Genomic DNA, 26,000 nt, shown 5'->3' on the forward strand with positions numbered 1-26,000 from the left:
CGGCCCCACGTCAGATCAGGAGGCGGTACTCGTCGCACCTTGTGCGTCTTTCGGCGCCAGGCGGAGCGTGTAATACAGCACCGTCAGCAGCACCAGGAACGCCGGGCCGATGTACAGGGCCACACGCGTATCCTCGAAGTACGCCATCAGCCCGACCACCAGCACCAGGAAGGCCAGCGCCAGATACGAGCTCAGCGGCCACAGCCACATGCGGTACTTCAATGCCTTGCGCTCGGCAGTGGTAAGGCCGGCGCGGAACTTCAGCTGTGCCAGCAAGATCATCACCCAGGTCCAGATCGCACCGAAGGTGGCGATCGAGGTTACCCAGACGAAGACCTTTTCAGGCACCAGGTAGTTGGCCAGCACGCCCAACAGCAACGCGCCGATCGACAGCAGCAGCGCATTGCGTGGCACGCCGTTCTTCGAGGTACGGGCGAAGGCCGCCGGGGCCTGGCCATTCTGCGCCAGGCTATAGAGCATGCGCCCGGTGCTGAAGATGCCGCCGTTGCACGACGAAAGCGCCGCTGTGATGACCACGAAGTTGATGATGCCGGCGGCGGTCTTGATGCCGAGACGCTCGAAGGTCATGACGAACGGGCTGCCCTGACTGCCGATTTCGCTCCACGGATAAATCGACAGGATCACGAACAACGCGCCGACGTAGAACAGCAGGATGCGCCAGAACACCGAGCCGATGGCCTGCGGAATGGTCTTTTGCGGGTTGCGTGCTTCACCTGCGGTGAGGCCGATCATTTCCACGCCCAGGTAGGCGAACATCACCATCTGCAGCGACATCAGCACGCCAGTCACACCATTGGGCATGAACCCGCCGTTGCTCCACAGGTTGGAGATACCGACTGCGACACCGTCATTGCCAAAGCCGAAGGCAATGATGCCGATGCCGCCAAGAACCATGGCGATGATGGTGACGATCTTGATCAGCGCGAACCAGAACTCGAACTCACCAAAAGCCTTCACCGCCACCAGGTTGACCGCGCCCATGCTGCCCAGCGCCGCCAGGGCCCAGATCCAGCGCGGTACGTCGGGGAACCAGATGCCCATGTAGATGGCCACTGCAGTAATTTCGGCAACACAGGTCACCAGCCACAGGAACCAGTAGTTCCAGCCGGTCAGGAAGCCCGCCAATGGGCCGAGGTAATCCTGGGCATAACGGCTGAAAGAGCCGGCGACAGGGTTGTGCACGGCCATTTCACCAAGCGCGCGCATGATCACCAGGATGGCCAGGCCACCGATGATGTAGGACAACATGATGGCCGGGCCGGCCATTTCGATCGCCTTGGCCGAACCGAGGAAAAGACCGACACCGATACAGGCGCCCAGCGCCATCAGGCGGATGTGCCGTTCGCCCAGTTCACGCTTGAGCGGGCCGCCTTCAGTGGCCTGGCCGTGGGCAGAGTGGTTGCCGACTGGCATAGCAATACAACCTCATTTTGTTATTGGATTTGACCTCCGTGCAGCCGCGACCATGCCGATAGGCGTGGCGTTGGCTTGCCAGGCCGGCCTTGTGAGCCGGCCCATGTGCCGGACTAGAGCGCCCGGCAGGGCGAAGGGGGCCAGCAGTATAGGAAGACCGTTGTAGGAGTTTTCACTGTATATATGCAGAAATTTGGCTAGAACTCTGGGGCCGCTGCGCCCCCCAAAAAATCGCCAAGGCACCATAGCAACATCGTCCGTTGAGGAAACCCACACCAAAGCCGCATAGCCCTACGCCACTTTTCCCTTCTTCTTACAAATTTTTCACCCTATCCACTCAACGTCTAAGCTTCAGACAAGCAAGACGAAAACACCTGGCCGGATAGAAGACTATGGGCGCACTGTGGCAATCGGAACCCAGCAGAACGGAAGCACCCGAGATACCTCCGGCCGAGACGCCACAACCTGAATCCCCCCGTCAGCGTCGGCTATGGTGGTGGCTGATCCTCCTCACCCTGCTGGTGGCACTGGTAGCTATCGCCGTTGCCGCGTACGACGAGTTCCGCACCTCCGAACTACAATCGCGCGAGTTCAGCAAACTGGCCGGTACACTGACCTACTCGCTGCAACCTGGTCCCAGCGACGCCATCATCTACCCCGGCGATGGGCCGTTCGACAAACGCCTGGGCTATAGCGCCCTGGGTGAATTCCTGCCACGCCTGCTCAAGCGCGACTACCTCATCAGCGAACAGGTGAAGTTCTCTCCCGCACTGATGAACTACGTCGAACATGGGCTGTTCGCTCCCTATATCGAGAAGATCCAGGCCGGCCTTTCGATCACCGACTGCCGCGGCGACACGCTGTACCAGTACAACTACCCCCAGCACCTGTACCCGGACTTTGCGGCGATTCCTCCCGTGATGGTCAACAGCTTGCTGTTCATCGAGAACCGCGACTTGTTGGATACCAACGAACCACGTAACAACCCGGCCGTGGACTGGCCACGCTTTGCCAAGGCCGCCTACAGCCAGGTCGCCAAGTACCTGGCCCTGCCCGGCCAGTCTGCCGGCGGCAGCACCCTGGCCACACAGCTGGAGAAATATCGCCACTCACCCGATGGCCTGACGGTGTCGGGCGCGGAGAAGATCCGGCAGATGATTTCTGCCAGCGTACGTGCCTACCAGGGCGGCCCCGACACCACAGAGGCACGCCAGCGCATCGTGCGCGACTACCTCAACAGCGTACCGCTGTCGGCCGTGCCTGGGCATGGTGAGGTACATGGCATGGCCGAGGGCCTGCGGGTGTGGTACGGCGCCGACTTCGACCAGGTCAACCAGGCCCTGAACGCCACCGCCACCGACCCCGAGAGCATGGCCGCGCGCGGCTTGGCCCTGCGCCAGGTACTGTCGCTGATGATTGCCCAGCGCCGCCCCTCGTATTACTTGTCCAAGGGCCGGGTCGAGTTGGCCGAACTCACCGACTCGCACATTCGCGTGCTTGCCGCCAACAAGGTCATCAATCAGCCGCTGGCCGATGCCGCGCTGGCCAGCAAGGCGGTGTACCGCGACTGGGTAGCGCAGCCAACCATCGTACCGATCATCACCAACAAGGGCATCAGCCTGGCGCGCAACCGCCTGTCGGCCATGCTCAACCGCCCGCTGTACGACCTTGACCGCCTTGACCTGTCAGCCACCAGTACCTTGCAGGCCGACCTGCAACTGCAGGTCAGCCAGTACCTGAAAAACCTTGCCGACCCAGAGTTTGCCGCACAGATCGGCCTGATCGGCGAGCGGCTGCTCACTGCCAAGACCACCGACCAGGTGAGCTACAGCTTCACCTTGTTCGAGCGCACCGCCGATGGCTCGCGGGTACGGGTGCAGACCGACAGCACCAACCAGCCCTTCGACATCAATGAAGGCAGCAAGCTGGAACTGGGCTCAACCGCCAAGCTGCGGGTACTGACCACTTACCTGGAAATTATCGCCGAGCTGCACGACAAGTATGCCGGCAAACCTGCCGCCGATCTGAAGAAGGTCGAAGTGGCCGAACTCGACCGCATCACGCAATGGTCGCTGGAATGGCTGGCACAGAACAGCAAGAACCAGAGCCTGGACGCCATGCTCGACGCCGCGCTGGAACGCAAGTACTCGGCCAACACCGGCGAAGCGTTCTTCACTGGCGGCGGGATGCATGTGTTCAACAACTTCCGCAAGGAAGACAACAACCGCAACCCGACACTCAAAGACGCACTGCGCGAGTCGATCAACCTGCCGTTCATCCGCCTGATGCGCGACCTTGTGCGCTACGTGACTTACCAGCAGCCATACAACCGTGTGGCGCTGCTCAAGGACGACACCGACCCGCGCCGTCAGGAGTACCTTGCCCGCTTCGCCGACAAGGAGGGCACCAAGTACCTGATGCGCTTCTGGAAGAAGTATCAGCGTAAAACCTCGCAACAACGCCTGGACACGTTCCTCGACAGCATGCGCGTGACCCCACAGCGGTTAGCGGCAGTACACCGCTACCTGTTCCCCGAAGCAGGCCAGGAAACGTTCAACGCATTCGTGCGTGCCCACCTCAACGGTAACAAGAAGGTGTTGGGCAAACTGACCGATGGCCGTCTGTCAGAGATGTACGCTGCTTACGGCCCAGGCAAGTACGACCTGCCCGACCAAGGTTACATCGCCAAGGTTCACCCGCTGGACCTTTGGCTGCTTGGCTACCTGCTGAAGCACCCAAGCTCGACACTGACCGAAATGGTCAATGCCAGCCGTTTCGAGCGCCAGGAGGTATATGGCTGGCTGTTCAAGAGCCGCCACCAGAGCGCCCGCGACAGCCGTATCCGCACCATGGTCGAAATCGAAGCCTTCCTCGATATTCACCAGCGCTGGAAACGCGTGGGCTATCCATTCGACCACCTGGTGCCCTCATTGGCCACCGCCATCGGCAGTTCCGGCGATCGCCCCGCTGCCCTCTCGGAACTGGTCGGGATCATCCAGAACGACGGCATTCGCCTGCCAACCCTGCGTATCGATACCCTGCACTTTGCAGCCAATACACCCTACGAGACCAAGTTGATCTCAGACCCGGACCGGGGCGTGCGAATTCTGCCGGTCGAAGTGGCGCGAGCGCTCAAAGGCGCCATGTCGCAAGTGGTCGATGCAGGTACCGCGCGGCGTATTTCCGGCAGCTTCAAGCTACAGGACGGTACGCCACTGGTGATGGGCGGCAAGACCGGTACCGGTGACAACCGAATCGAAAGCTTCGGCGCCGGCGGCCGGCTGATCGGTTCGCGCTCGCTGAACCGCACCGCTACCTTCGTGTTCTTCCTCGGCGACAACCACTTCGGCACGCTGACCGCCTTCGTGCCGGGTCGCACGGCAGAAGCGTTCAAATTTACCTCGGCGCTGCCGGTGCAGGTGCTCAAGGGCATGGCACCGATCCTCATGCCATATCTGCAGCCGGGCAACCCGAATGAGTGCAAACCGCCACAGGTTGCCCTGCACACACCGCCGCCGACAGGTAACACATCGACTGAGTAGATGATAATCATCAGCATTTAACGGCTTGTCTTTAGATATATCTTGAGTAATATCTTACGATATATCGCAAACGACAGAGCCCTATCCTTATGCGCGAACATCACCCTCATGACCCCTTCGAGCGGCGCCCCGGCCGTGGCGAACGCGGCCCGCGGGTCTTCGCCCCTGGTGACCTCAAGCTGCTGATGCTGGACTTGCTGGCCGAGCAACCCGGCCACGGTTACGACCTGATCCGCCAGATCGAAAACCTGTTCGAAGGCAGCTACAGCCCAAGCCCCGGGGTGATCTACCCCACGCTGAACTTTCTTGAAGAAGCCGAACTGATCAGCGGCCAGGTGCAGGGCAGCAAACGCCTGTATGCCATCACCGATGCCGGCCGCAGCGCCTTGGCGGATCAGGCGGTAGCCCTGGATGGCGTGCGCATGCGCATCGAGGTCAGCAAACGCGCCCTGCGCGGCCACGACCGCCCACCAGAGATTCATGAAGCGGTCGGCAACCTGCGCCATGCACTGCACATGCACAGCGGCCGCTGGACCGCGGAAGAAATCGAACGGGTCCGTGACCTGCTCAACCATGCCGCCAAGGCCATTGCCTCCGGGCCAACTGAACCTTTCAGGGAGACGCCCAATGAGTGACACCGTTCACCGCGTAAACCATGAGATCCGCCAGCGCCGTCTGCAGGTACTTCGGATCACCGAGCTGACCCCGCGCATGCGCCGCATCACCTTGGGGGGTGCCGAGCTGCAAGGCTTTACCAGCATGGGCAGCGACGACCATATCAAGCTGCTGTTCGCCGAAACGCCGGAGCAACAACAGGCCATCGAGGCCCGTAATCTGGGTAAGGAGGGTGGCGCGCGGCCTACCATGCGCGAGTACACGCCACGGCGCATCGACCTGGTGGTAAATGAGCTGGACATCGACTTCGTGCTGCACGGCGACGGCCCTGCCTCTACCTGGGCCGCACAGGCCACGCCTGGGCAAACCCTGGACATCGCCGGGCCAAGGGCCTCGCTGGTGGTACCGGATATTTTCGACAACTACCTGCTGATCGGCGATGAGACTGCCATCCCGGCAATTGGCCGTCGGCTGGAGGAGTTGCCAGCCGGCCGCCAGGTGCTGGCAGTGATCCAGATCGAAGACGAGCAGGAGCGCCAGCCGCTGCCAAGCAAGGCCCAGGTGGAAGTGATCTGGGTACGTCGCCAAGAGGAAGACTTGTTGGCACTGGTGCGAAACCTGAGCTTGCCGCAAGGCCGGCTATATACCTGGGTCGCGCTGGAAAAAGCCCTGACTCGCCAGGCCAAGGCATTGTTGCTGGAGAAAGGGGTGCCGGATGATGCGCTAAAGGCCGCAGCCTACTGGCGGGCCAACGGGACTGCGGACGACGAGTGATCGTGATTGCCTGATCTGCCGTCTTCGCGGGCAAACCCGCTCCGACAGGGACCGCGCCACGTTGTTGCTTACCAACGAAGGTCTCGCTGCCCCGCCAGGGCCTGCGGCCCGAGCCATTGGGCCCCACGCAACAATGGCATCAACTGCGCTTCAGGCTGCAGCTGGAACACCACCTGCGCCCGGCGCCCTGGCAGGTCGGCATCCACGGCCAGTTGATGTTGCCCTTGCTGCGCCAACTGCCCGCGCAGGTGCCAGCCACTGCGGCAGTCCATTTCCAGCCAGCCGTGCCCAAGGCCTAGTGACCAAGGGTCGCTCAGCGCAAGGTCGGTTACGATCACGCGGCCTTCACTGGCTTGGCATTGGCGCCCTGCCCCTTGCATCTTCAACACACCCTGCCACTGGCCGGCCAGACGGTAAGCCGTCGAGACTGTCGCCAGGGCCCCTTTGGCTGCTGCCTCCAGCCGCCAATGCCAGGGCCAGCCTTCTGCGCGCAACTGCCAGGCCTGGCCCTGGAACCCCACTTGCGCATTCGCCTGCAAGCGCCAGGGCTGCAGCGTCCAGCGCAAAGGCCCGACCGGCCCCCATTGTTGTGCCTGCCCTTGCCAAAGGCTTCCACTGACATCACGTACCGGCAGGCCGGACGCACGCACCACCCACTTGGCCGGAAGCTCGATAAACAGCGTGAGCACGAATACCAATAGCACCCAGGCCATTGCTGCACTGCGGCTCATGGCTGCACCACCAGGTCGAATCGCAAAGCCTTGCCCTGCTGCTCCAGCCCCCATTGCAACGGCAATGCGCCTTCTGCACGCAGGCTCTGCACCCAGCCTTGCAGCATGCGCTCATCGGCCACTTGCCCGCGCAGTTGCCAGGCCTTGCCTTGTGTATCGACTTCGGTCAGTTCGATCCCACGGGCCTGGGCCGACTGACGTAGCCGCTCCAGGTTCACACCGGGCCCGCCTTGCAGGCTGGCCGCCTGTTCGGCCAGCGCGCGCCACTGGCCAAGCTCGCGCCATTGCGCAACGCCTTCACGCAGGGCCAGGACGGCCAGCAGCAGGGCGATCAGTCCCCAGGCGAACTTGAAGCGATGACGCTGTAACCAGTCCCGGTTCATGAGGCGGCTCCCAAGTCGAAGATCACCCGGCCTTCTTGAACCTGCACTGTGGCGCCAGCGGCAGCCGCCATATCACGCCATGGCGGCGCATTGCCCTCGCCCTCCAGGCGCAGGTGCCAACGCTGACCATCGAAGCGCACCGCTTGCAGGCGCCAATCCGGGTTGGAACGCAGCCAGGCCTGCAAGCGAGCCTGCAGGTCGTCGAGCTGACGTGTACGCAGTTGCTGCTGCAGTACGCTCTCGCGCAGGCGCTTGAGGGCCTGCGCCGCGTGCCGAGGGCTGGCCTGCTCGCCGGTCACGGCAATGACCTGGCTGCGCCAGAGTTGTGCCTGACGCCATTGCTGGCTCAACCACAGGCCCCCCCAAACGGTGGCCAGCACCAGGCAAGCCGCCAGCAGCCGCTGCTGCTGGCGGGACGCCACCGGCAACGAGCGGACTTTGCGGGTGCGTTCGAACAGACCGGGTAATGTGTCGAGCGGCGCAAATACGGTGGGCCAGTTGCCGCTCAGCGACGTCTTGTGCAGCCCTGCCCACGGAGGCTGCGGCACCCCACCCAAGGCATCAGGCCAGGCCAGCCAGTGCTCCTGTCCATCTTCGGCCAAGCCTTTGTAGAGCGACATGCCGGGGGTACGTTGCCATTGCCAGGCGCATCCTGGCTCAGGTGATGGCAGCAGCTGTAGCTCCGTCCAGCAACGTACCGTCTGCAAGCCCCATTCGGCACATTGGCCACGCCAGTCATCCAGCTGCTGACGCGCCACTACCAGCAGGCGAAGGTACCCGGGTTCACGGGCCAGGCAGGCACAAGCCACCTCATGCGGGGCCTGCAGCAAGCGATCCTCAAGCAACAAAGGCCATTCTTCGCGCTTGAGCCCGGGCGGGGCCGGCACGCGAAAATGGCTGCAGGCTTCGGCAGGCAGAACCAGCGCAACATGGGCCTGCGGGTTGGCCGGTGGCTCACCCTGCCCCTGGCTTTGCAAAATACCCTCCTGGACCAGCGCCCAGTGCCAGACAGCACCCGGGCGCAGCAATAGCCACGCCTGGGCCGGCGTACGCCGCCGCCATTCAAATTTCATGAGCGCCCCCATGGAAGGGCGAAGGTGCAGACATAGGGGGCTCCATCACGCAGCAGTTCCAGACGCACGCCACGGCCTGGGTGCACCGGTTGGTCAGAAGGCCAGGCCAGCCAGCGGCCGCCCTGGTAGTACAGAACGTTCATGGCGCTGACCTGGTCGAGTCGTTCGCGCTGTACCCAGCGTGGGGCGACGGCGGCGTACAAATCCGCCGAGCTTTCCAGCAGCAGGCGCTGCTCACGGGCCTCGAAGCGCAGGCGCTGGCGTTGCAGGCGCGAGCCACCTTCGGCTGCCGGCAGGCCGGTGCTGGCAAGCCACAGCAACTGGTTGCTGGCGGGCTGCCAGTCCAGCCAACGACTGGCCAACGGCAGACGCTGGTCGTAGACACGGCGCAGCACCGGGCTGTCGAAGCGCCGCTCCAGCGCCAGGCAAAAGTCCAGCACCGAGGTTTGCTGATTGGTGTGCTGCAGGCGCTCGCGCACCTTCAGCCAGCCGTTGACCAAGGCAGCCAGCATGATGCCAAGCACGGCAGTCAGGGCCAGAGCGACCATCAGTTCGATCAGGGTCAGGCCTGCCTGGTGGCGTTTCATGGGCGCTCCAGAAACACGGTGTACTGGCCCAGTGGCAGGCGCTGCTCGCGGTCGGCGAACAGCTGTAGCTCGCCACGGCGCAGGTCGCGCACGCCGGTGCGGCGCAGTTGCAGTTGCCAGTGACACAGTTGGCCACCTTGGCCAAGCTCGCCGGCTACCTGGTTTTCGGCAGGCCAGTACTGCTCGACGACAAAGCGTGCTTGCAGCTCACGCGCGCACAACAAGCCAAGGCGGTGCTGTTGCAAGTTGTCCTGCACTGCCAGCCGCTGGCGCAGTACCTGGCTGGTGATCACCGCCAGCACGGCAGCGATTGCCAGGGCTACGGTCACCTCCAGCAGAGTGAAACCACGCTGTGCTTGCTTCATGGCACTACCCACATGCCATCGGTGCGGCTCCAGGCCCATTGCTGACTGCCATCGGCCCAGCGCCAGCGCACGCTACCGGCCTGCGCCCAGCCATGCGGCGTGAACAGCACGCGCGGTTGCGGGCTGGCCGGCCAGTCCGGGTGCAGGCCCTTGGGCCAGTCGCCGAGCGGGACCGCTTCGACCACCCAGGCATTGGCCTCGCGGCGCACGAACTCCGGGCGCTGGCCATTCCAGCGCAGCCCGCGCAGTTGCCCCGCATGCCGGGCCAGCGCGGCCTGGCCGCGAGTCTCGGCCGCCAATCGTTGCAAGGCCTGGTCGACACGGGCCTGGCCACTGCCGAGCCCGACTACCGCCAGCCCGGTCATCAGCCCGGCGATGGCCAGTACCACCAGCAGCTCGATCAGGCTGAAGCCACGCTGACCGCGCACCGGTTACAGCGCCCAGTTGCCCAGGTCGGCATCCTGGCCTTCGCCACCCGGCATGCCATCCGCGCCCAACGAGTACACATCGACCCGGCCGTGTTCGCCGGGCATGCGGTACTGGTAAGGGGTGCCCCACGGGTCTTCCGGCAGGCGACGCACGTAGCCATCACTGCGCCAGGCCCGAGGCAGCGGCTCCTGAGCCGGCTTTTTCACCAGCGCGGCCAGGCCCTGTTCGTTACTGGGGAAGCGCAGGTTGTCCAGACGGTACATGTCCAGTGCCTGCTCCAGGGTGGCCAGGTCGGCCATCACCTTCTGCTTCATGGCCTTGTCCTGGTTGCCCAGCACGCTGGGCGCCACCACGGCGATCAGCAGGCCGATGATGAAGATCACCACCATGATTTCCATAAGGGTGAAGCCGCGTTGGCGGTTACGTCGATGCTGCATGGCAATACTCCTTGTCGTCACAATTGCAGGCCCTGGTTGAGTTGCATGATCGGCAGCAACACCGCCAGCACGATGAACAGCACCACAGCGCCCATCACCAGGATCATCAGGGGTTCGAACAGCGCCATGGCGGTATCGACCTGGCGGGCAAAGCCGCGCTCCTGGTCGTCGGCCACGCGCTCGAGCATGTCCGCCAGGGTGCCGCTGGCCTCGCCGCTGCCGACCATATTCACCAGCAGCGGCGGGAATTGCTGGCTGGCATCCAGCGCACGGTGCAGGCTTGTGCCGCCCTGCACGTGTTGGCGCACCTGCTCCATGGCCAGGCGGATACGCCGGTTACCGATGGTTTCAGTGGCCACTTGCAAGGCTTCGAGCAGGGCCACGCCACTGCCAGTGAGAATCGCCAGGCTGCGCGCCAGACGTGCGCTTTCCAGCACCTGCAGCAGGCTGCCAATACGTGGCAGGCGCAGCAGCAGTTGGTCGCGACGCAGACACCAGTGCGGTTTGCGCAGCAACCATCCAGCCAGCACGGCAAGCATCAACGCCAGCCCCAGCAACCACGGTCCGGCCTGCACCACCGCCTGGCTCAAGCCGATCAGCAACGAGGTAATCAGCGGCAGACTCTGCCCGGCGTGGGCAAACTGTTCGGTGAGCTTGGGGACGACGAAGGTCATCAGGCCGATAACCACGGCCAACGACACCCCCATCAGTACCGTAGGGTAGATCAACGCAGTACGGGCCTTGTGTTGCTGGCGTTGCACCTGCTCCAGGTGGTCGGCCAAGCGGGTCAGCACCTGGGCCAGGTGCCCGGAACGTTCGCCGGCCTCGACCAGCGCGCAGTACAGGCCAGTGAACGGTGCGCCCTGCCGGGCCAGGCTGCGGGCCAGGCCCAGGCCTTCGGCCAGCGAGCCGCGCAAGGCCACCAGCACACTGTGCAGGGCGGGCTGACGCAGTTGCCGTTCAAGGGTGGCAAGGGCATCGACCAAGGGAATACCGGCCCCGGTCAAGGTGGCCAGCTGACGGGTCAGCTCACACAGCTGGGCGCGGCTCAGGCGCTGGCGACGGGGTTGTCGGCTGCCGGCTTCATGACGCTGCAACTGGCGGGCGAACAGGCCCTGCTCGCGCAACAGCTGGCGAGCGTGGCGTTCACTGTCAGCCTGCAAGCTGGCCTTGTGCGATTTGCCGGCGAGGTCAACGGCCTGGTAGCGATAGGTTGGCATGTGTTAGCCCTGTACCACGCGCAGTACTTCGGCCAGGCTGGTCTCGCCGCGAGCAAGGCAATCGCTGGCCATCGCCACCAGGCTTTGGCGCCGATCAGCCAGATGATCCTGCATGGCCAGCTCACTGGCGCCGTCGTACAACAAGCCGATGAGCCCAGCGTCCAACTCGATAAATTCGTACAGCCCCAGTCGCCCGATATAACCGCTGCCCTGGCACTGCTCGCAGCCCACGGCGTGATAAGTGCTGTCCAGTGCCGCCAGCTCGGGCCACAGCTCGCGCTCGGCGGCCTGTAGCGGGTGCGCCACGGCACAGCTGCACAAACGCCGCACCAGGCGCTGGGCCAGGACGCCGCGCAGGCACGAGGCGATCAGGAAGGGCTCGATGCCCATGTCGCGCAGGCGGGTCACTGCGCCTACCGCGCTGTTGGTGTGCAAGGTCGACAGCACCAGGTGGCCGGTGAGGCTGGCCTGCACGGCGATCTGTGCAGTCTCCTGATCGCGGATTTCGCCGAGCATGATCACGTCAGGGTCCTGACGCAGGATGGCGCGCAAGCCACTGGCAAACGTCAGCCCCGCACGCGGGTTGATCGCGGTTTGGCCAATGCCGGCGATGGCGTACTCCACCGGGTCCTCGACGGTGAGGATGTTGCGGCTGCCATCGTTGAGGCTGTTCAGGCTGGCGTACAGGGTCGTGGTCTTGCCCGAACCGGTCGGCCCGGTGGACAGCACAATGCCATTGGGACGCGCCAGGCAACCGCGCAGGCCCTGCAGTACCGCTGCCGGCATGCCCAGGTTATCCAGCGCCAGCAGGCTGGCCTGCTTGTCGAGCACGCGCATCACCACCCGCTCGCCATGGATGCCGGGCAAGGTCGAGACTCGTACATCCACTTCGCGCCCCGCCGCGCGCAAGGTGATGCGGCCGTCCTGGGGCTGACGCTTTTCAGCGATGTCCAGGCGGGCCATGACCTTGATCCGTGATACCAGCATGGCCGACAGCGCACGCGGTGGACGCAGCACCTCACGCAGGTGGCCATCGACCCGCAGACGCACCACCAGGCTCTGCTCGAAGGTCTCGATATGGATGTCCGAGGCGCGCAGCCGCAGCGCCTGGCCGAACAGGCCGTTGATCAGGCGGATCACCGGGGCTTCGTCGTCGCTTTCAAGCAGGTCTTCGATGCGCGGCATCTCGCTCATCAGGCTATCCAGGTCGACCTGGTCGCCGATGCCTTCGATCAGCGCCTCGGTGGCGGCATCACCGGCCTGGTACAGCTGGCCAAGGCGCTCGTCGAACAGCGCAGGTTCCAGATATTCGAGCAGGCTTGGCTGGCCATGCACACGCAACAACTCCTGCAACTGGGCATTGTCGGCGTCGGGCCGCAGCCATAGCTGCCAGCCCTGCTCTGCCGGGGCCATGGCCACTCCGCTCTGCCGTGCCTGGCGATAGGGCAGCATCACCAGTCACCGCCTTCCAGGCGTGCGCGGCTGGCGGGGAATACCTGCAACAGCCGCGTGCCCTCTGCAAGGTCCGGCAATTGCAGCGGTGTGGTCTGCTGCAGGGTGCGGTACTTGTCTTCACTGAGGCCCGCCAGGCTCGGGCCGTCGCGCAGGATGCGCGGGCGGATGAACACCATCAGGTTCTGCTTGGTATTGCGGGTGGCATCGGAGCGGAACAACCGGCCAAGGTAAGGAATGTCGCCGAGCAGCGGCACACGCTGGTTGCTGGTACTCAACTCGTCGCTGATCAGGCCGCCAAGTATCACCAGGCCGTTGTCTTCGACCATGACCTTGGTCTTGATCTCGCGCTTGTTGGTGATCACGTCGCTGGCCGAGCTGGTGTCGGCAATCGACGACACCTCCTGAACGATGTCCAGGCGCACGCTGTTGTCGATATTGATCTGCGGCTTGATGCGCAGCTTCACCCCGACTTCCTTGCGCTCGATGGTCTGGTACGGGTTGGCGTTGTTCTGCGTCACGGAGCCGGTGACGAAGGGCACCTCCTGACCGACCAGGATTGATGCTTCGGCGTTGTCCAGGGTCAGCAAGGTGGGCGTGGACAGCAGGTTGAAGCCGCTCTTGCCCTTCAGCGCGTTGATCAGCATGGCGAAGTTGAAGCCCCCGCCGAAATGGCCGATGCCCGCCGTGGCACCGGTGGTGGTGGACAACAGGTCACCCAGGGCCTCGTTGTCGCCACTGGCGGCGGCGCCGGCAATGCTGGCGATATTCACCCCGTTACTGCCGAAGTTGACGATACCGGCGCCGAACTTCTCGTCGGCGAACAGCCACTGCACGCCCAGCTCCTGGGCGCTGCTGTCGGACACCTCGGCGATGATCGCTTCGACCACCACCTGGGCACGGCGAATGTCCAGTTGCTCGACAATGGCCCGGTACGCTGCCAGCTCGCTGTCGGGGCCGACCATGACCACGGCATTGGTACCTTCTTCGTATTCCAGGCGGATGCCCGGGCCACCGGAGGCTGGCATCACCGGCCGGTCCTTGCCCTCTGCCCCACCCGCGCCCTCAGCCGGCACCGCACCTTCCTGGCTGAGCCCTCGCAGCACCTTGACCACTTCACCGGCATTGGCATGGCGCAGGTAGATCACCTGGGTGCTGCCATTGCCCGGTGCCTCTTGAGGGCGGTCAAGCTGGCGCAGCAGGCTGGCGATGCGTTCGAGGTTGCTGCGCCAGTCAGTCACCACCAACTGGTGCGCCGCCGGGTACGGTGTAATAACCCCAACCCGCGGGTCGATCAGCGGTTTGAGGATACCCAGTACCTGTTCGCTGGCGGCGTTGCGCACGTTGAATACGCGGGTGGCCACGCTGTCGCTACCCTCGCCCTGCCGCCCGCCCGCCTCCACTGGCACCGGCTCCAGGCGCGCGGCCTGGTCGGGCACGATCTTCACGCTGCCATTGGGCAGGTCGACGGTGGCATACCCCTGGGCGCGCAGTTGGGCCAGGAAGATGTCGTAGATGGCGTCGGCGTCGTGCAGGTCGACAGTGCGCACGGTGACCTTGCCCTTGACCCGGGGGTCGACGATGAAGGTAGTGCCGGTGATGCGCGACACGCTGTCGATGAACTCGCCGAGTTCGGTATCGACGAAATTCACTTCGTACATCGGCGTACCGTTGTCATCGAACACCGGCTCTTGGGCATAGGCCATGGACAAGGCCAGGCTCAGCGCAGCCGCCATGCAGTATCTAACAGGCATCGTTCATCCTTGCCGCTTGAAGCCGGTCACGGCGGGGCGTGGCGGCCAGGGCAGGCGCTCACGCCGCCCCTGGTTGTTGAAAATCAGGCCATCGCTGTCGATATCCTGCAGCACGATCCCTGGCGCCAGGCGCTGACCGCGGGCCAGGGTGCGCACTTGCTGGCCGTAGCGCAGCACCACCACACTGGCGGCCAATGGCTGGGCCTTGAGGCCGCCGAGGTACTGCAGCGGCAGACGGGTGATGGCGATGGCACCATCGTCGGGTGGCGCCTGCCAGTGACCGACCATCAGCCCGGGCAGCGGGCTATCGGCCACCGCAGGTGACGTGGCCGGGTGTGGCTGCCGGCTCAGCTGCAGCACACACTGCGCAGACAGCCAGCCGGCCAAGGTCAGGCCAGCACCGGTGAGCAGACGCGAGGTGAGCATCACGAGGCCAATTGCCGTGGGTGCCAGCCTGGGTGCCCCTGCACGTAACGCACTTCGGGCAGTTGCAGCGGCGCCAGTTGCCAATCGTCAGGCTGGCGGGCGAGCCAGGCCTCGACCCGCTGCCACAGTGGCTCGCCGGCCTGGCTTTCGAATTGCAAGCCAAAGGTGCGGCACAGACCCTGCACTGGCTCCAACCCCGTGATGCGCTTGCCTTGTGGGCTGTAGCTGACGCTCCAGGCCTGGCCCTGCCAGCGCGGCAGGTCCTGGCTGTTGTCCAGCAACAGCGGGTCACCGAACAATTGTTCAGCGGCGTTTTCCAGCACTTGTTCGACCTGCCTGGCCGGTGCCTCGACCACTGGCGCCGGGTAACCACCGGTAAGGCTGATCAGGTGTTCGCGGGTAATGGGCGTCCCGGCTGACAGCGGGTAGTCGTAACGCAGGCCCGGCAGCAACACGGGCATGCTGCTATCGTCGGCCAAGGCTTGATGCAGCAGGCAGTCCCAACTGCCGCCACGGGTATCGCGGCGCCACAAGGCCTGGGGCGCACGGGCCAGCGGCTGGTCGAGCCAGGCCGCGTGGCCGGCCCGTTGCTGGCGCAGTTGCGCCTGCAATTGCGCGACAAGCAGCTGCGCGGCAGGCGCCAGTTGCTGTTCAAAGGCCGGGAAAAAACGCCCGTCGAACTGCCACTGGCCGGCCACTCGCTGGCAGCGCAGGCGGAAGGCACCGCTGCCCCGGCAGCCGGCAAACAGCACCGGCACGCGCCGACCGCTGGCCTGGGTGACCTCGACCGGCGCGGGCCACAGGTCCTGACCTCGGGCACACAACAGCACGTCGATTTGCGGCACCCGTTCAGCCAGCCACAAGCCGGGGCCCGTGCCTGCATCGGCCATGGCCACCACCAGGTCAGCCTCGCGCCGGGCTTGCTCGAATACCGGCAGCAGTGACTGATACCACTGTTTAAGAGAGGCTTTCTGGTCCTGTGCGTACGGGTCGGTCACGCCAACCACTGCAATACGGGCACCGCCGCGCTCGAAAATGTGCAGGGCTTGCACGCCCAGTGCCTGGCGTTGTGCGTCAGCCAGCCCGGCGCCGAGGGTCATGGCGCTGGCCTGGCGATACAGGCCCATGCTGCGTTGCGGCCACAGCACACGCTCGTCGCTGCTGACCCGCGCTTCGATGCCCAACAGCTGGCTGCCTTGCACACCACTTTCGCCCTGGGTCAGGTAGGCCAGGCCACTGCCATTCCAGCCTTGGCCGTTTTCCAGGGTCAGGCTGTTGCCCGTACCGGCCTCGCCACGCAGTTGTTCCAGCAACGCCGCGAGCACCGCATAACCGCCCAGCGGGGCCGTCGTTGCCTGGCGGGCATCGAGCAGCGGCGCCAGTTGCGGGTAGGCGATGCTGGCGCTGCTGCCGGTCATCCAGGGCGCACGGCCCAAGTGGCTGACCGGCCCCAACCGGGTAGCCGGTACCACCGCCTGGCCAGGCTGGCGGGCATCGAGGGTATCGGCGACGTACAGCAAGTCGAGCCGGGCGTTGCCGCCCTGCTGCCCTGGGAAGGCTGTGCAGGCGCCGAGCAACGGTGCCAAGGCACCGATACCCATCCAGCCGATCACTTCGCGCCTGTGCACACTGCTCGCCATCGCATCGCCATCCTTATCCACGTCCATTCAGGGTCCCGGATGTTGCGGCGCTGGCATTACAGTTTGATGGCAGAAATCCGACAGAAATTCCAATTCGATCTTTAGAATCCCCATCCAAGAACCGAAAGTTTTAAAAGCTCGTTAACATTTCTGCCAAGGAATCATCACACTTGCGCCTTACAGTCGCGGTTTCTTCCAACTCAGCCAACATAAGGACAACCTGATGAGTCGAGATACCGGCGACAACCTGGACCGGAACCAAAGCGGCAATCTGCCGATGGCCAACGTCATGGATGCCTACCTGAGCCGCCGCAGCGTGATGCGCGGCAGCCTGGGCGCCGCCATCGCCATGATCGCCGGTACCGGCCTGACAGGCTGCTTCGACGGTGGTGGTTCCGATCACGATGATCCGGTCACCGAACCGCCAGTCACCGAGCCGGAAGTGCCAAAACTGGCGCTGGGCTTCCAGTCCATCCCAGGCTCGCGCACCGACGCCTGTGTGGTCGCCGCCGGCTATAGCGCCTATGTGCTGGCACCTTGGGGCACGCCACTGAACAGCAACGGCAACCCGTGGAAGTCCGACGGCAGCAACACCTCGACCGACCAGGCCAACGCCATGGGCATGCACCACGACGGCATGCACTTCTTCCCCATCAACGGCAGCTCGGAAGACGGCCTGCTGGCAATCAATTTCGAGTACATCGATACCGCCGCCCTGCACCCGGCCGGCCCCACTACCGATGTCAACGGCAAGCGCCCAGTTGAAGAAGTGCGCAAGGAAATCAACGCACACGGTGCTGGCGTGGTACGCCTGCAGAAAATCAACGGCCGTTGGCAGGTGGTCGACAACGACCCGCTGAACCGTCGCTTCACCACTGCTTCACGCATGGAAATCACCGGCCCGCTGCGTGGCACCGACCACGTCAAGACCAAGTACTCCACTGCTGGCACCCACTGCCGTGGCACCAACAACAACTGCGGCAATGGCTATACCCCGTGGGGCACCTACCTGACCTGCGAAGAGAACTGGCCGGGCATCTTCGTCAACAAGGGCACCCGCCCCGAGGACCAGCGCCGCATTGGCGTGGGCACCTCCAGCGGCCAGTACAAGTGGGAAAGCGCTGCCGGTGACGCCAGCGAAGTGGATGACGAATTCGCCCGTTTCGATGTTACCGTCAAAGGCGCCAGCGCCACCGACGACTATCGCAACGAAGCCAGCACCTACGGCTACATTGTCGAAATCGACCCGTACAACAGCAGCACCCTGGCCACCAAACGCACCGCGCTGGGCCGCTTCCGCCACGAGGGCTGCGCCCCCGGCCTGCCCGTCGCCGGCAAGCCGCTGGTGTGGTACATGGGTGACGACTCGAACAACGAGTACCTGTACAAGTGGGTGTCCACCGCCGTGTGGGACCCCGCCGACGCCACCCCGGCCGACCGCTTGGCCACCGGCGCCAAGTACCTCGACCAAGGCAAGCTCTACGTGGCCCGCTTCAATGCCGACGGCACCGGTGTATGGCTGCTGCTGGACGTGGGCACCGCCACCACGGGCGGCAGCACCCTGGGCGCGCTGTACGGCGACTTGCCGGGCATCATCCTCAACACTCGCGGTGCTGGCGATGCCGTGGGCGCAACGCCGATGGACCGCCCGGAATGGACAACGGTCAACCCGCTGAACGGCGATGTGTACCTGACCCTGACCAACAACAGTGCACGCACCCCGGACAAGGTCGATGCAGCCAACCCGCGCGGCCCGAACCGCCACGGCCACATCATTCGCTGGCACGACAGCGACGACCAGCTGAGCTTTAACTGGGACATCTTCGTGTTCGGCGCCAACGCTGCCGGTACTGCCGACATCAACCGCTCCGGCCTGACCGAACTGAACCAGTTCGCCAGCCCCGACGGCATGAGCTTCGATAGCCGAGGCGTGCTGTGGTTCGAGACCGACAACGGCGAAAGCACCTTGACCGACTACACCAACGACCAGTTGCTGGCGGTGATCCCTACCGACCTGGTGGATGCCAGCGGCAAGCAGGTGCCAGTGAACGCACAGAACCAGGTGGACCTGCGGCGCTTCTTTGTCGGGCCAAACGGTTGCGAGGTGACCGGGATTACCTTTACCCCGGACAACAAGACGCTGTTCGTCAACATTCAGCACCCGGGAAACTGGCCGTATACCGACAAGGCGACCGATGCGACGCCGGCGGGGGCTACCGTACGGCCGCGGGCTTCGACGGTGGTGATCCAGCGTATTGATGGCGGGGAGATCGGCACCGTTTGATCCAGTGCCGGTCAGCCAACCTTTTGCTGGCTGTACCGGCCTCTTCGCGGGCAAGCCCGCTCCTACAGGGATCCCACGGGTTTCAAAACCGGCGTAGGGGCGGGCTTGGCCGCGAAGGCGTCCGTAAACGTTACCAGGCTATCGGCTCCCGGCTACGCACCCGCACTTGCTGCGCTGGCACCCGGGCATGCCACTGCACCACCCCCAGCGCCTCCACCTGGAATTCGCTGCGCATCACCCGCCCCTCTTCCTCGAACGACAGCTGCAACAGAAAATGACCGCTGTTGAGCAGAAGCCCTTCGCTCAACCGTTCGAACGTTTCGTCATCCACCGCCCCCAGCGCCTGGCGCAGCGCGGCGGCATCCACGTACCCTGACGCCGGCCGACCGCTGATGATGCGGCTGAGCAACGAACGCGAGTAACGCCCTTCATACAGCGCCTCCAGCAGGGGCAGATGCTCCAACCCCAACGCATTGGCGTTGAGCCGCCAGCCAGTAGTCTGCGACAAGGCGCACAGCATCGGGTAACGCGCCTGGCGGCTGGCGTCCGGCTCCAGCAACAGGTTCAGCTCGCTGGTGTCGAGCATCGGCTGGTCAGCCGCCAGCCGTGGCGGTTGCTGGCGCAGGTACTGGGCGCTCTCGGCGCCCTGCAGGCGGGCATCACTGTCGGCATCGAGCCAGTCGGCCAGGGCATCGACCAGGCGTTCGGCCGCCATGTCATTGCCCAGCAAGTAACGCAACTGGCGCTCGGCGCGTTCGCCATCGGCACCCAGCAACGCATTGACGTTGAAGCAGGTGTGCTGGTCGCGTACCCGCAACTGCGCCTGGCCAGCGCCAAAATCGTAGTTCAGCGGCTGCCCGCGCAAGGCTTGCCAGAACAGCGGGCTGAGCCGCCAGGCGGGGTCACGCAGGGCCTGCCCGGCATAAGCCAGGCCGGCCTGCTCCATGGCCCGCACCTGCACCCGCTGGTGTAGCAGGCGCACATCGTCAACCTGGCGTCGGCCATCCTCCACCAACCAGGCCATGCCCGCCGCCAGCATTGCCAGCACCACCATCACCATCAACAGGGCCGCACCCTGCTGTTGCCTTCCACCCATCCGTGTGTGCCTCGCTCGCGGAATAAAAACGCCAGTCAACACGCGGGGTGTTTCAGGTAGATGGCAATGCCCGTTCGTCATGCGCACGTCATCTAGGCAAGGCAGGATTGCCCTTCCTTTTCATGACCTTACAGGAGTGGTCGCTATGGGTGGCATTGGAATCTGGCAACTGGTGATCGTACTGCTGATCGTGTTCTTGCTGTTTGGTACCAAACGCCTGAAGGGTCTGGGTAGCGATGTGGGCGAGGCGATCCAGGGTTTTCGCAAATCCATGGGCGGCGACAATGACGCCAGCGCCGCTGGCCAGGCGCAAGTGCAGCAACAGTGCCCGCTGAACGGCCAGGCTGCTCAGCAACCTCAAGCGGACCGCCAGGCCTGATGTTCGAGGTAGGCTTCAGCGAGTTGCTGCTGATCGGCGTCGTCGCGCTGTTGGTGCTGGGCCCCGAGCGCCTGCCGGTGGCAGCCCGTACCCTCGGACGCGGCCTGGGCCAGGCGCGCCGGGCCATGCACGCCTTGCGCACGCAGGTGGAGCGCGAAATCGAAATGCCCAACCTCGACAAGGCACCTTTGCAGCGCCTGGAACAGGAGATCCGCCAGGGCATCAGCCTGAACGCGGTGCCGGCCAATGATGCGGCCACGGCCGCGCTGCCCAAGGAAAATGCTTCATGAGTATTGCCATGGACCCTGCCGCGAGCATGTCGCTGACCGAACACCTGCGCGACCTGCGCAAACGCCTGGTGCGTTGCCTGGCGCTGGTGGCATTGGTGTTTGCCGGCCTGTTCCCCTTCGCCCAGACGCTGTACACGCTCATATCCGAACCGCTACGGCGCTTTTTGCCGGAAGGCGCGAGCATGATCGCCACCAGTGTCACCTCGCCCTTTCTAGCACCGTTCAAGCTGACCGCGATGTGCGCACTGTTCCTGGCCATGCCGTTGCTGCTGCATCAGGCCTGGGGCTTTCTGGCGCCGGGGTTGTACCGCCGTGAACGGCGCATTGCCCTGCCGCTGCTGGTTTCGAGCATCGTGCTGTTCTATGCCGGCATGGCGTTCGCGTTCTTCCTGGTGTTCCCGATGATGTTCGGTTTCTTTGCCAGCGTGACGCCGGACGGCGTGGCGATGATGACCGACATCAGCCAGTACCTGGACTTTATCCTGGCGCTGTTTCTGGCATTCGGGCTGGCGTTCGAGATCCCGGTGGCGACGTTCATCGTGGTCTGGGCGGGGTTGGCCGATGTGGCCGCATTGCGACGCAGCAGGCCCTACGTGGTCGTCGGGTGCTTTGCGGTGGGGATGATTCTGACACCGCCGGATGTGTTTTCGCAGACGATGCTGGCAGTGCCGATGTGGGTGCTGTTCGAGGTGGGGTTGCTGGCTTGTGGAATGTTGAAGCGGCCGGAGCCAGGCAAGGAGATTGTGGCTGGATTGTAGGGCCCTTTCGCGGGCACGCCCGCTCCCACAGGGATATCACAATCCTCAGAACCTGTGATATCCCTGTGGGAGCGGGCGAGCCCGCGAATGGCCGTGATGGGTTCTAGAACTCGGCGAGGCGCCAGACTTCATAGGCTGGCGTCTCGTACGGGTGGCTCTGCTTGAGCGCAGCGACGACCTGAGCCACCAGTTCGTCAGCCACCACCAGCTCCACCTTCCACTCCTCCACCACCTCGACCTGGCCGGTTTGCCCGAGGAACGGCTGGCTGCCGTCCAACGGGCGGAACTGGCCCTGGCCCAAGGTTTGCCAGGCGCAGTGGTCATAATCACCAATGCGCCCGCCGCCAGCGGCGAACACAGCGGCCTTGACCGCTGCGACGTGGCTGGCGGGGACGAAGAAGGCGAGCTTGTACACGCCTTAGTTCACCCACACTCGCGCGTTGCGGAACATACGCATCAGCGCGGCGTCTTCCTGCCACTCGTCCGGGCGCCAGGAGTTCTGCACAGCGCGGAACACACGCTCCGGGTGCGGCATCATGATGGTCACGCGGCCGTCGCGGCTGGTCAGGCCGGTGATACCACGCGGCGAGCCGTTCGGGTTGGCCGGGTAGGCTTCGGTGACCTTGCCATGGTTGTCGACGTAGCGCAGGGCCACGCAACCGGACACATCGGCTTCCAGCAAGGCTTCTTCGCTGGCGAACTCGGCATGGCCTTCACCGTGGGCGATGGCGATCGGCATGCGCGAACCGGCCATGCCCTGCAGGAAGATCGAGTTGGACTTCTGCACCTCGACCATGGCCACGCGGGCTTCGAACTGCTCCGAGCGGTTGCGCACGAAGTGCGGCCAGTACTCGGTGCCCGGGATCAGCTCGTGCAGGTTGGACATCATCTGGCAACCGTTGCACACGCCCAGGGCGAAGCTGTCGGTACGCTCGAAGAAGGCCTGGAAGGCGTCACGGGCACGGGCGTTGAACAGCGCCGACTTGGCCCAGCCTTCACCAGCGCCCAGCACGTCACCGTACGAGAAGCCGCCACAGGCGACCAGGCCCTTGAAGGCTTCGAAGTCGACACGGCCAGCGAGGATATCGCTCATGTGCACGTCGATGGCGGCGAAGCCGGCACGGTCGAAGGCGGCTGCCATCTCGACCTGGCCGTTGACGCCCTGCTCACGCAGGATGGCCACTTGCGGGCGCACGCCTTTCTTGATGTAAGGCGCGGCGATGTCGTCGTTGACGTCGAAGCCCAGCTTGACCGACAGGCCCGGGTTGTCTTCCTCGAGCAGCAGGTCGAATTCCTGGTCAGCGCAGTCGGCGTTGTCGCGCAGGCGCTGGATCTGGTAGCTGGTTTCAGCCCACTGGCGCTGCAGCATGCGACGGTCATCGTCGAACAGCACTTCGCCATTCAGGCTGATGGTCACTTCAGCGTTGTTGACCGGCTTGCCGATCACCGCGACGCATTCTTCACCCAGGCCGGCAGCGCTGAACTGAGCTAGCACGTCCGGGGTAGCATCCTGGCGAACCTGGATCACCGCGCCCAGCTCTTCGTTGAAGAGGATGGCCGGCACTTCGCCCTTGCTGTCGGTCAGCGGGTCGAGTTGCAGGTCGAGGCCGCAGTGGCCGGCGAAAGCCATTTCCAGCACGGTGGTGACCAGGCCGCCGTCGGAACGGTCGTGGTAGGCCAGCAGGTGGCCGTCGTCGTTCAGGCCCTGGATCACGGCGAAGAAGGCTTTGAGGTCTTCGGCGTCGTCGACGTCCGGTGCCTGGGCAGCGATCTTGCCGTAGGTCTGGGCCAGGATCGAGGCACCCATGCGGTTCTTGCCGCGGCCCAGGTCGATCAGGATCAGGTCGGTCTCGCCCTTGTCCATGCGCAGTTGCGGGGTCAGGGTCTTGCGGATGTCGGTGACCGGGGCGAAGCCGGTGATGATCAGCGACATCGGCGAGGTGACGCTCTTCTCGACGCCCTCGTCGCTCCACTTGGTCTTCATCGACATCGAGTCTTTGCCGACCGGAATGGTGATGCCCAGCTCCGGGCACAGCTCCATGCCGACAGCCTTCACGGTGTCGTACAGGCGTGCGTCTTCACCCGGGTGACCAGCAGCGGACATCCAGTTGGCCGACAGTTTGATGTCGGACAGCTTTTCGATGCGCGAAGCCGCCAGGTTGGTCAGGGTTTCGCCGATGGCCATGCGCCCGGACGCCGGGGCATCCAGCAGCGCCAGCGGCGTACGCTCGCCCATGGCCATGGCCTCACCGGTGTAGACGTCGAAGCTGGTGGCGGTAACGGCGCAGTCCGCCACCGGAACCTGCCACGGGCCGACCATCTGGTCGCGGGCAACCAGGCCGGTGATGGTGCGGTCGCCAATGGTGATGAGGAAGCTCTTGCTGGCCACGGCCGGGTGGTTCAACACGCGCTGGACGGCGCTGTCCAGGTCCAGCTCGCTCGGGTCGAAGTCATCGCCCAGCTCGGCTTCGCGGGTAACCGAACGGTGCATGCGCGGCGGCTTGCCCAGCAGCACGTCCAGCGGCATGTCCACCGGGGTATTGCCGAAGTGGCTGTCGCTTACGGTCAGGTGCGGCTCTTCAGTCGCTTCACCAACCACGGCAAACGGGCAACGCTCGCGCTCGCAGATGGCCTTGAAGCGCTCGAAGTCGACTGCACTGACGGCCAGCACGTAACGCTCTTGCGATTCGTTGCTCCAGATTTCGTGCGGGGCCATGCCCGGCTCGTCATTGGGCACGTTGCGCAGTTCGAAGCGACCACCGCGGCCGCCATCGTTGACCAATTCAGGGAAGGCGTTGGAAATACCGCCAGCGCCCACGTCGTGGATGAAGGCGATCGGGTTGCTGTCGCCCAATTGCCAGCAACGGTCGATGACCTCCTGGCAACGGCGCTCCATTTCCGGGTTTTCGCGCTGTACCGAAGCGAAGTCCAGGTCAGCCGAGCTGGCACCGGTAGCCACCGACGAAGCAGCGCCGCCGCCCAGGCCGATCAGCATGGCCGGGCCGCCAAGCACGATCAGCTTGGCGCCGACGGTGATTTCGCCCTTCTGCACATGGTCTTCACGGATGTTGCCCATACCACCGGCGAGCATGATCGGCTTGTGGTAGCCGCGCACTTCTTCACCGTGGGGGGTGTCGATGGCTTGCTCGAAGGTACGGAAGTAGCCGGTCAGGGCCGGGCGACCGAATTCGTTGTTGAACGCAGCGCCACCCAGAGGGCCTTCGATCATGATGTCGAGGGCGTCGACGATACGCTCGGGCTTGCCATAGGCCTGCTCCCAAGGCTGTTCGAAGCCCGGGATGCGCAGGTTGGACACGGTGAAGCCGGTCAGACCGGCCTTGGGCTTGGCGCCACGGCCGGTAGCACCTTCGTCGCGGATTTCGCCACCAGAGCCGGTGGAGGCGCCGGAGAACGGGGCGATGGCGGTCGGGTGGTTGTGCGTTTCCACCTTCATCAGGATGTGCACCGGCTCCTGCACCGCGCCGTACTGGCGGGTTTCAGGGTTCGGGAAGAAGCGGCCGGCAACGTTGCCGACGATTACCGAGGCGTTATCCTTGTAGGCCGACAAAACACCTTCGTTGTGCATCTGGTAGGTGTTCTTGATCATGCCGAACAGGCTCTTTTCCTGAGCCTGGCCGTCGATATCCCAACTGGCGTTGAAGATCTTGTGACGGCAGTGCTCGGAGTTGGCCTGGGCGAACATCATCAGTTCGATGTCGTTCGGGTTGCGCTTGAGGCCCTGGAAGGCATTGACCAGATAGTCGATTTCGTCTTCGGCCAGGGCCAGGCCCAGGTCGATGTTGGCCTTGGCCAGGGCGTCACGACCGCCGGAAAGGATGTCCACCGAGGTCATCGGCTTGGGCTGGGCGTGGCTGAACAGGTCTGCTGCCTGCTCCAGCTGGCCGAGCACACGCTGGGTCATGCGGTCGTGCAATTCGGCGGCGATCAGTTCGGCGTCAGCGTCGCTCAGGGTGCCGGCCACGTAGTAGGCGATGCCGCGCTCCAGGCGCTGGATCGACTGCAGGCCGCAGTTGTGGGCGATGTCGCTGGCCTTGCTGGCCCATGGCGAAATGGTGCCCAGGCGCGGCACAACCAGGAACAGACGCCCCGTCGGCTCCTGTACCGGCACGCTCGGGCCGTACTTGAGCAGACGGCCCAGCACCTGCTGCTGGTCGGCGGTCAACTCGCCGTCAACATCGGCGAAGTGGGCAAATTCGGCATACAAACCAGTAACAGCGGGGACTTTCTGGCTCAGTTGCTCGAGTAATTTACCGTGGCGAAAGGCAGAAAGGGCAGGAGCGCCGCGCAGGATCAACATCGTCGGGACAGCC

General features: G+C 64.3%; 23 protein-coding genes. 7 read left to right on the forward strand and 16 right to left on the reverse strand.

Annotated features, from left to right (window positions below; genetic code table 11):
• Nucleotides 1-15: 15 nt before the first annotated feature.
• Nucleotides 16-1,434, reverse strand: a complete 1,419-nt coding sequence (locus tag ACF8EA_RS25720) for an amino acid permease (protein WP_103443562.1) — start codon at nucleotides 1,432-1,434, stop codon at nucleotides 16-18.
• Nucleotides 1,435-1,826: 392 nt separating this feature from the next.
• On the opposite strand from ACF8EA_RS25720, the gene ACF8EA_RS25725 reads away from it, so the two are divergent.
• The 3 genes from ACF8EA_RS25725 to ACF8EA_RS25735 all read left to right on the forward strand — a co-directional run bounded on the left by ACF8EA_RS25725 (nucleotide 1,827) and on the right by ACF8EA_RS25735 (nucleotide 6,365).
• Entirely contained in the window at nucleotides 1,827-4,976 is a 3,150-nt protein-coding gene (locus ACF8EA_RS25725) for a transglycosylase domain-containing protein (RefSeq protein ID WP_392523689.1), read from the forward strand.
• Nucleotides 4,977-5,065: 89 nt separating this feature from the next.
• On the forward strand, nucleotides 5,066-5,611 hold the full coding sequence (locus tag ACF8EA_RS25730; RefSeq protein WP_135192305.1) for a PadR family transcriptional regulator: 546 nt from the start codon (nucleotides 5,066-5,068) through the stop codon (nucleotides 5,609-5,611).
• Nucleotides 5,604-6,365 (forward strand): siderophore-interacting protein, encoded by a 762-nt coding sequence (locus tag ACF8EA_RS25735; protein WP_392523691.1) that lies wholly within the window; start codon nucleotides 5,604-5,606, stop codon nucleotides 6,363-6,365. The genes ACF8EA_RS25730 and ACF8EA_RS25735 overlap by 8 nt, the downstream gene beginning before the upstream one ends.
• Nucleotides 6,366-6,433: 68 nt before the next feature.
• On the opposite strand, the gene gspN is transcribed toward ACF8EA_RS25735, so the two are convergent.
• Genes gspN through ACF8EA_RS25795 form a run of 12 tightly spaced genes read right to left on the reverse strand, consistent with a single transcriptional unit; the run spans nucleotide 6,434 to nucleotide 16,862 of the window.
• Entirely contained in the window at nucleotides 6,434-7,096 is a 663-nt protein-coding gene (gene gspN / locus ACF8EA_RS25740; protein ID WP_392523692.1) for a type II secretion system protein N, read from the reverse strand.
• On the reverse strand, nucleotides 7,093-7,479 hold the full coding sequence (gene gspM / locus ACF8EA_RS25745; RefSeq protein ID WP_392523693.1) for a type II secretion system protein GspM: 387 nt from the start codon (nucleotides 7,477-7,479) through the stop codon (nucleotides 7,093-7,095). The genes gspN and gspM overlap by 4 nt, the downstream gene beginning before the upstream one ends.
• Nucleotides 7,476-8,552, reverse strand: coding sequence for a type II secretion system protein GspL (locus ACF8EA_RS25750; RefSeq protein WP_392523694.1), 1,077 nt, complete (start codon nucleotides 8,550-8,552; stop codon nucleotides 7,476-7,478). The genes gspM and ACF8EA_RS25750 overlap by 4 nt, the downstream gene beginning before the upstream one ends.
• On the reverse strand, nucleotides 8,549-9,139 hold the full coding sequence (locus ACF8EA_RS25755) for a type II secretion system protein J (RefSeq protein ID WP_392523695.1): 591 nt from the start codon (nucleotides 9,137-9,139) through the stop codon (nucleotides 8,549-8,551). Before ACF8EA_RS25755 ends, ACF8EA_RS25750 begins: the two co-directional genes overlap by 4 nt.
• Complete coding sequence (locus ACF8EA_RS25760) at nucleotides 9,136-9,504, reverse strand: type II secretion system protein GspI (protein ID WP_392523697.1); 369 nt, start codon at nucleotides 9,502-9,504, stop codon at nucleotides 9,136-9,138. The genes ACF8EA_RS25755 and ACF8EA_RS25760 overlap by 4 nt, the downstream gene beginning before the upstream one ends.
• Nucleotides 9,501-9,932 (reverse strand): type II secretion system minor pseudopilin GspH, encoded by a 432-nt coding sequence (gene gspH, locus ACF8EA_RS25765; RefSeq protein ID WP_392523699.1) that lies wholly within the window; start codon nucleotides 9,930-9,932, stop codon nucleotides 9,501-9,503. The genes ACF8EA_RS25760 and gspH overlap by 4 nt, the downstream gene beginning before the upstream one ends.
• Before the next feature lie 3 nt (nucleotides 9,933-9,935).
• A complete protein-coding gene (gspG, locus tag ACF8EA_RS25770; protein ID WP_274149043.1) occupies nucleotides 9,936-10,370 on the reverse strand; it encodes a type II secretion system major pseudopilin GspG in 435 nt (144 codons plus the stop codon).
• A 17-nt stretch (nucleotides 10,371-10,387) separates the two neighbouring features.
• Complete coding sequence (gene gspF, locus ACF8EA_RS25775) at nucleotides 10,388-11,590, reverse strand: type II secretion system inner membrane protein GspF (protein WP_103443555.1); 1,203 nt, start codon at nucleotides 11,588-11,590, stop codon at nucleotides 10,388-10,390.
• Nucleotides 11,591-11,593: 3 nt separating this feature from the next.
• Nucleotides 11,594-13,042: a GspE/PulE family protein gene (locus ACF8EA_RS25780; RefSeq protein ID WP_392523716.1), complete on the reverse strand. Its 1,449-nt coding sequence runs from the start codon at nucleotides 13,040-13,042 to the stop codon at nucleotides 11,594-11,596.
• Nucleotides 13,042-14,778, reverse strand: coding sequence for a type II secretion system secretin GspD (gspD, locus tag ACF8EA_RS25785; RefSeq protein WP_392523718.1), 1,737 nt, complete (start codon nucleotides 14,776-14,778; stop codon nucleotides 13,042-13,044). The genes ACF8EA_RS25780 and gspD overlap by 1 nt, the downstream gene beginning before the upstream one ends.
• Before the next feature lie 21 nt (nucleotides 14,779-14,799).
• Nucleotides 14,800-15,222 carry a pilus assembly protein PilZ gene (locus tag ACF8EA_RS25790; RefSeq protein ID WP_392523701.1) on the reverse strand — a complete coding sequence of 141 codons (423 nt, stop codon included), beginning with the start codon at nucleotides 15,220-15,222 and terminating at the stop codon, nucleotides 14,800-14,802.
• Complete coding sequence (locus ACF8EA_RS25795; RefSeq protein WP_392523720.1) at nucleotides 15,222-16,862, reverse strand: lipoprotein UxpA; 1,641 nt, start codon at nucleotides 16,860-16,862, stop codon at nucleotides 15,222-15,224. Before ACF8EA_RS25795 ends, ACF8EA_RS25790 begins: the two co-directional genes overlap by 1 nt.
• A gap of 223 nt (nucleotides 16,863-17,085) precedes the next feature.
• Between ACF8EA_RS25795 and ACF8EA_RS25800 the strand changes: the two genes are divergently transcribed.
• Nucleotides 17,086-19,146, forward strand: a complete 2,061-nt coding sequence (locus ACF8EA_RS25800) for a PhoX family protein (protein ID WP_392523702.1) — start codon at nucleotides 17,086-17,088, stop codon at nucleotides 19,144-19,146.
• Nucleotides 19,147-19,276: 130 nt separating this feature from the next.
• On the opposite strand, the gene gspK is transcribed toward ACF8EA_RS25800, so the two are convergent.
• Nucleotides 19,277-20,242: a type II secretion system minor pseudopilin GspK gene (gspK, locus tag ACF8EA_RS25805; protein WP_392523704.1), complete on the reverse strand. Its 966-nt coding sequence runs from the start codon at nucleotides 20,240-20,242 to the stop codon at nucleotides 19,277-19,279.
• A gap of 145 nt (nucleotides 20,243-20,387) precedes the next feature.
• On the opposite strand from gspK, the gene tatA reads away from it, so the two are divergent.
• Genes tatA through tatC form a run of 3 tightly spaced genes read left to right on the forward strand, consistent with a single transcriptional unit; the run spans nucleotide 20,388 to nucleotide 21,669 of the window.
• Entirely contained in the window at nucleotides 20,388-20,621 is a 234-nt protein-coding gene (gene tatA, locus ACF8EA_RS25810) for a twin-arginine translocase TatA/TatE family subunit (RefSeq protein WP_103443550.1), read from the forward strand.
• Nucleotides 20,621-20,911 (forward strand): Sec-independent protein translocase protein TatB, encoded by a 291-nt coding sequence (gene tatB / locus ACF8EA_RS25815; RefSeq protein ID WP_103463195.1) that lies wholly within the window; start codon nucleotides 20,621-20,623, stop codon nucleotides 20,909-20,911. Before tatA ends, tatB begins: the two co-directional genes overlap by 1 nt.
• The gene (gene tatC / locus ACF8EA_RS25820; protein WP_392523705.1) at nucleotides 20,908-21,669 is read left to right on the forward strand and encodes a twin-arginine translocase subunit TatC; all 762 of its coding nucleotides are present in this window, start codon (nucleotides 20,908-20,910) and stop codon (nucleotides 21,667-21,669) included. Before tatB ends, tatC begins: the two co-directional genes overlap by 4 nt.
• A gap of 103 nt (nucleotides 21,670-21,772) precedes the next feature.
• On the opposite strand, the gene ACF8EA_RS25825 is transcribed toward tatC, so the two are convergent.
• Nucleotides 21,773-22,084: an NIF3 1 gene (locus tag ACF8EA_RS25825; protein WP_021781928.1), complete on the reverse strand. Its 312-nt coding sequence runs from the start codon at nucleotides 22,082-22,084 to the stop codon at nucleotides 21,773-21,775.
• Nucleotides 22,085-22,087: 3 nt separating this feature from the next.
• Nucleotides 22,088-25,987, reverse strand: coding sequence for a phosphoribosylformylglycinamidine synthase (gene purL / locus ACF8EA_RS25830; RefSeq protein WP_325950433.1), 3,900 nt, complete (start codon nucleotides 25,985-25,987; stop codon nucleotides 22,088-22,090).
• Nucleotides 25,988-26,000 lie beyond the last annotated feature (13 nt).

Source organism: Pseudomonas sp. YQ_5, from assembly GCF_043103305.1.
In the GTDB taxonomy this organism is placed as follows: Bacteria; Pseudomonadota; Gammaproteobacteria; order Pseudomonadales; family Pseudomonadaceae; genus Aquipseudomonas; species Aquipseudomonas putida_Y.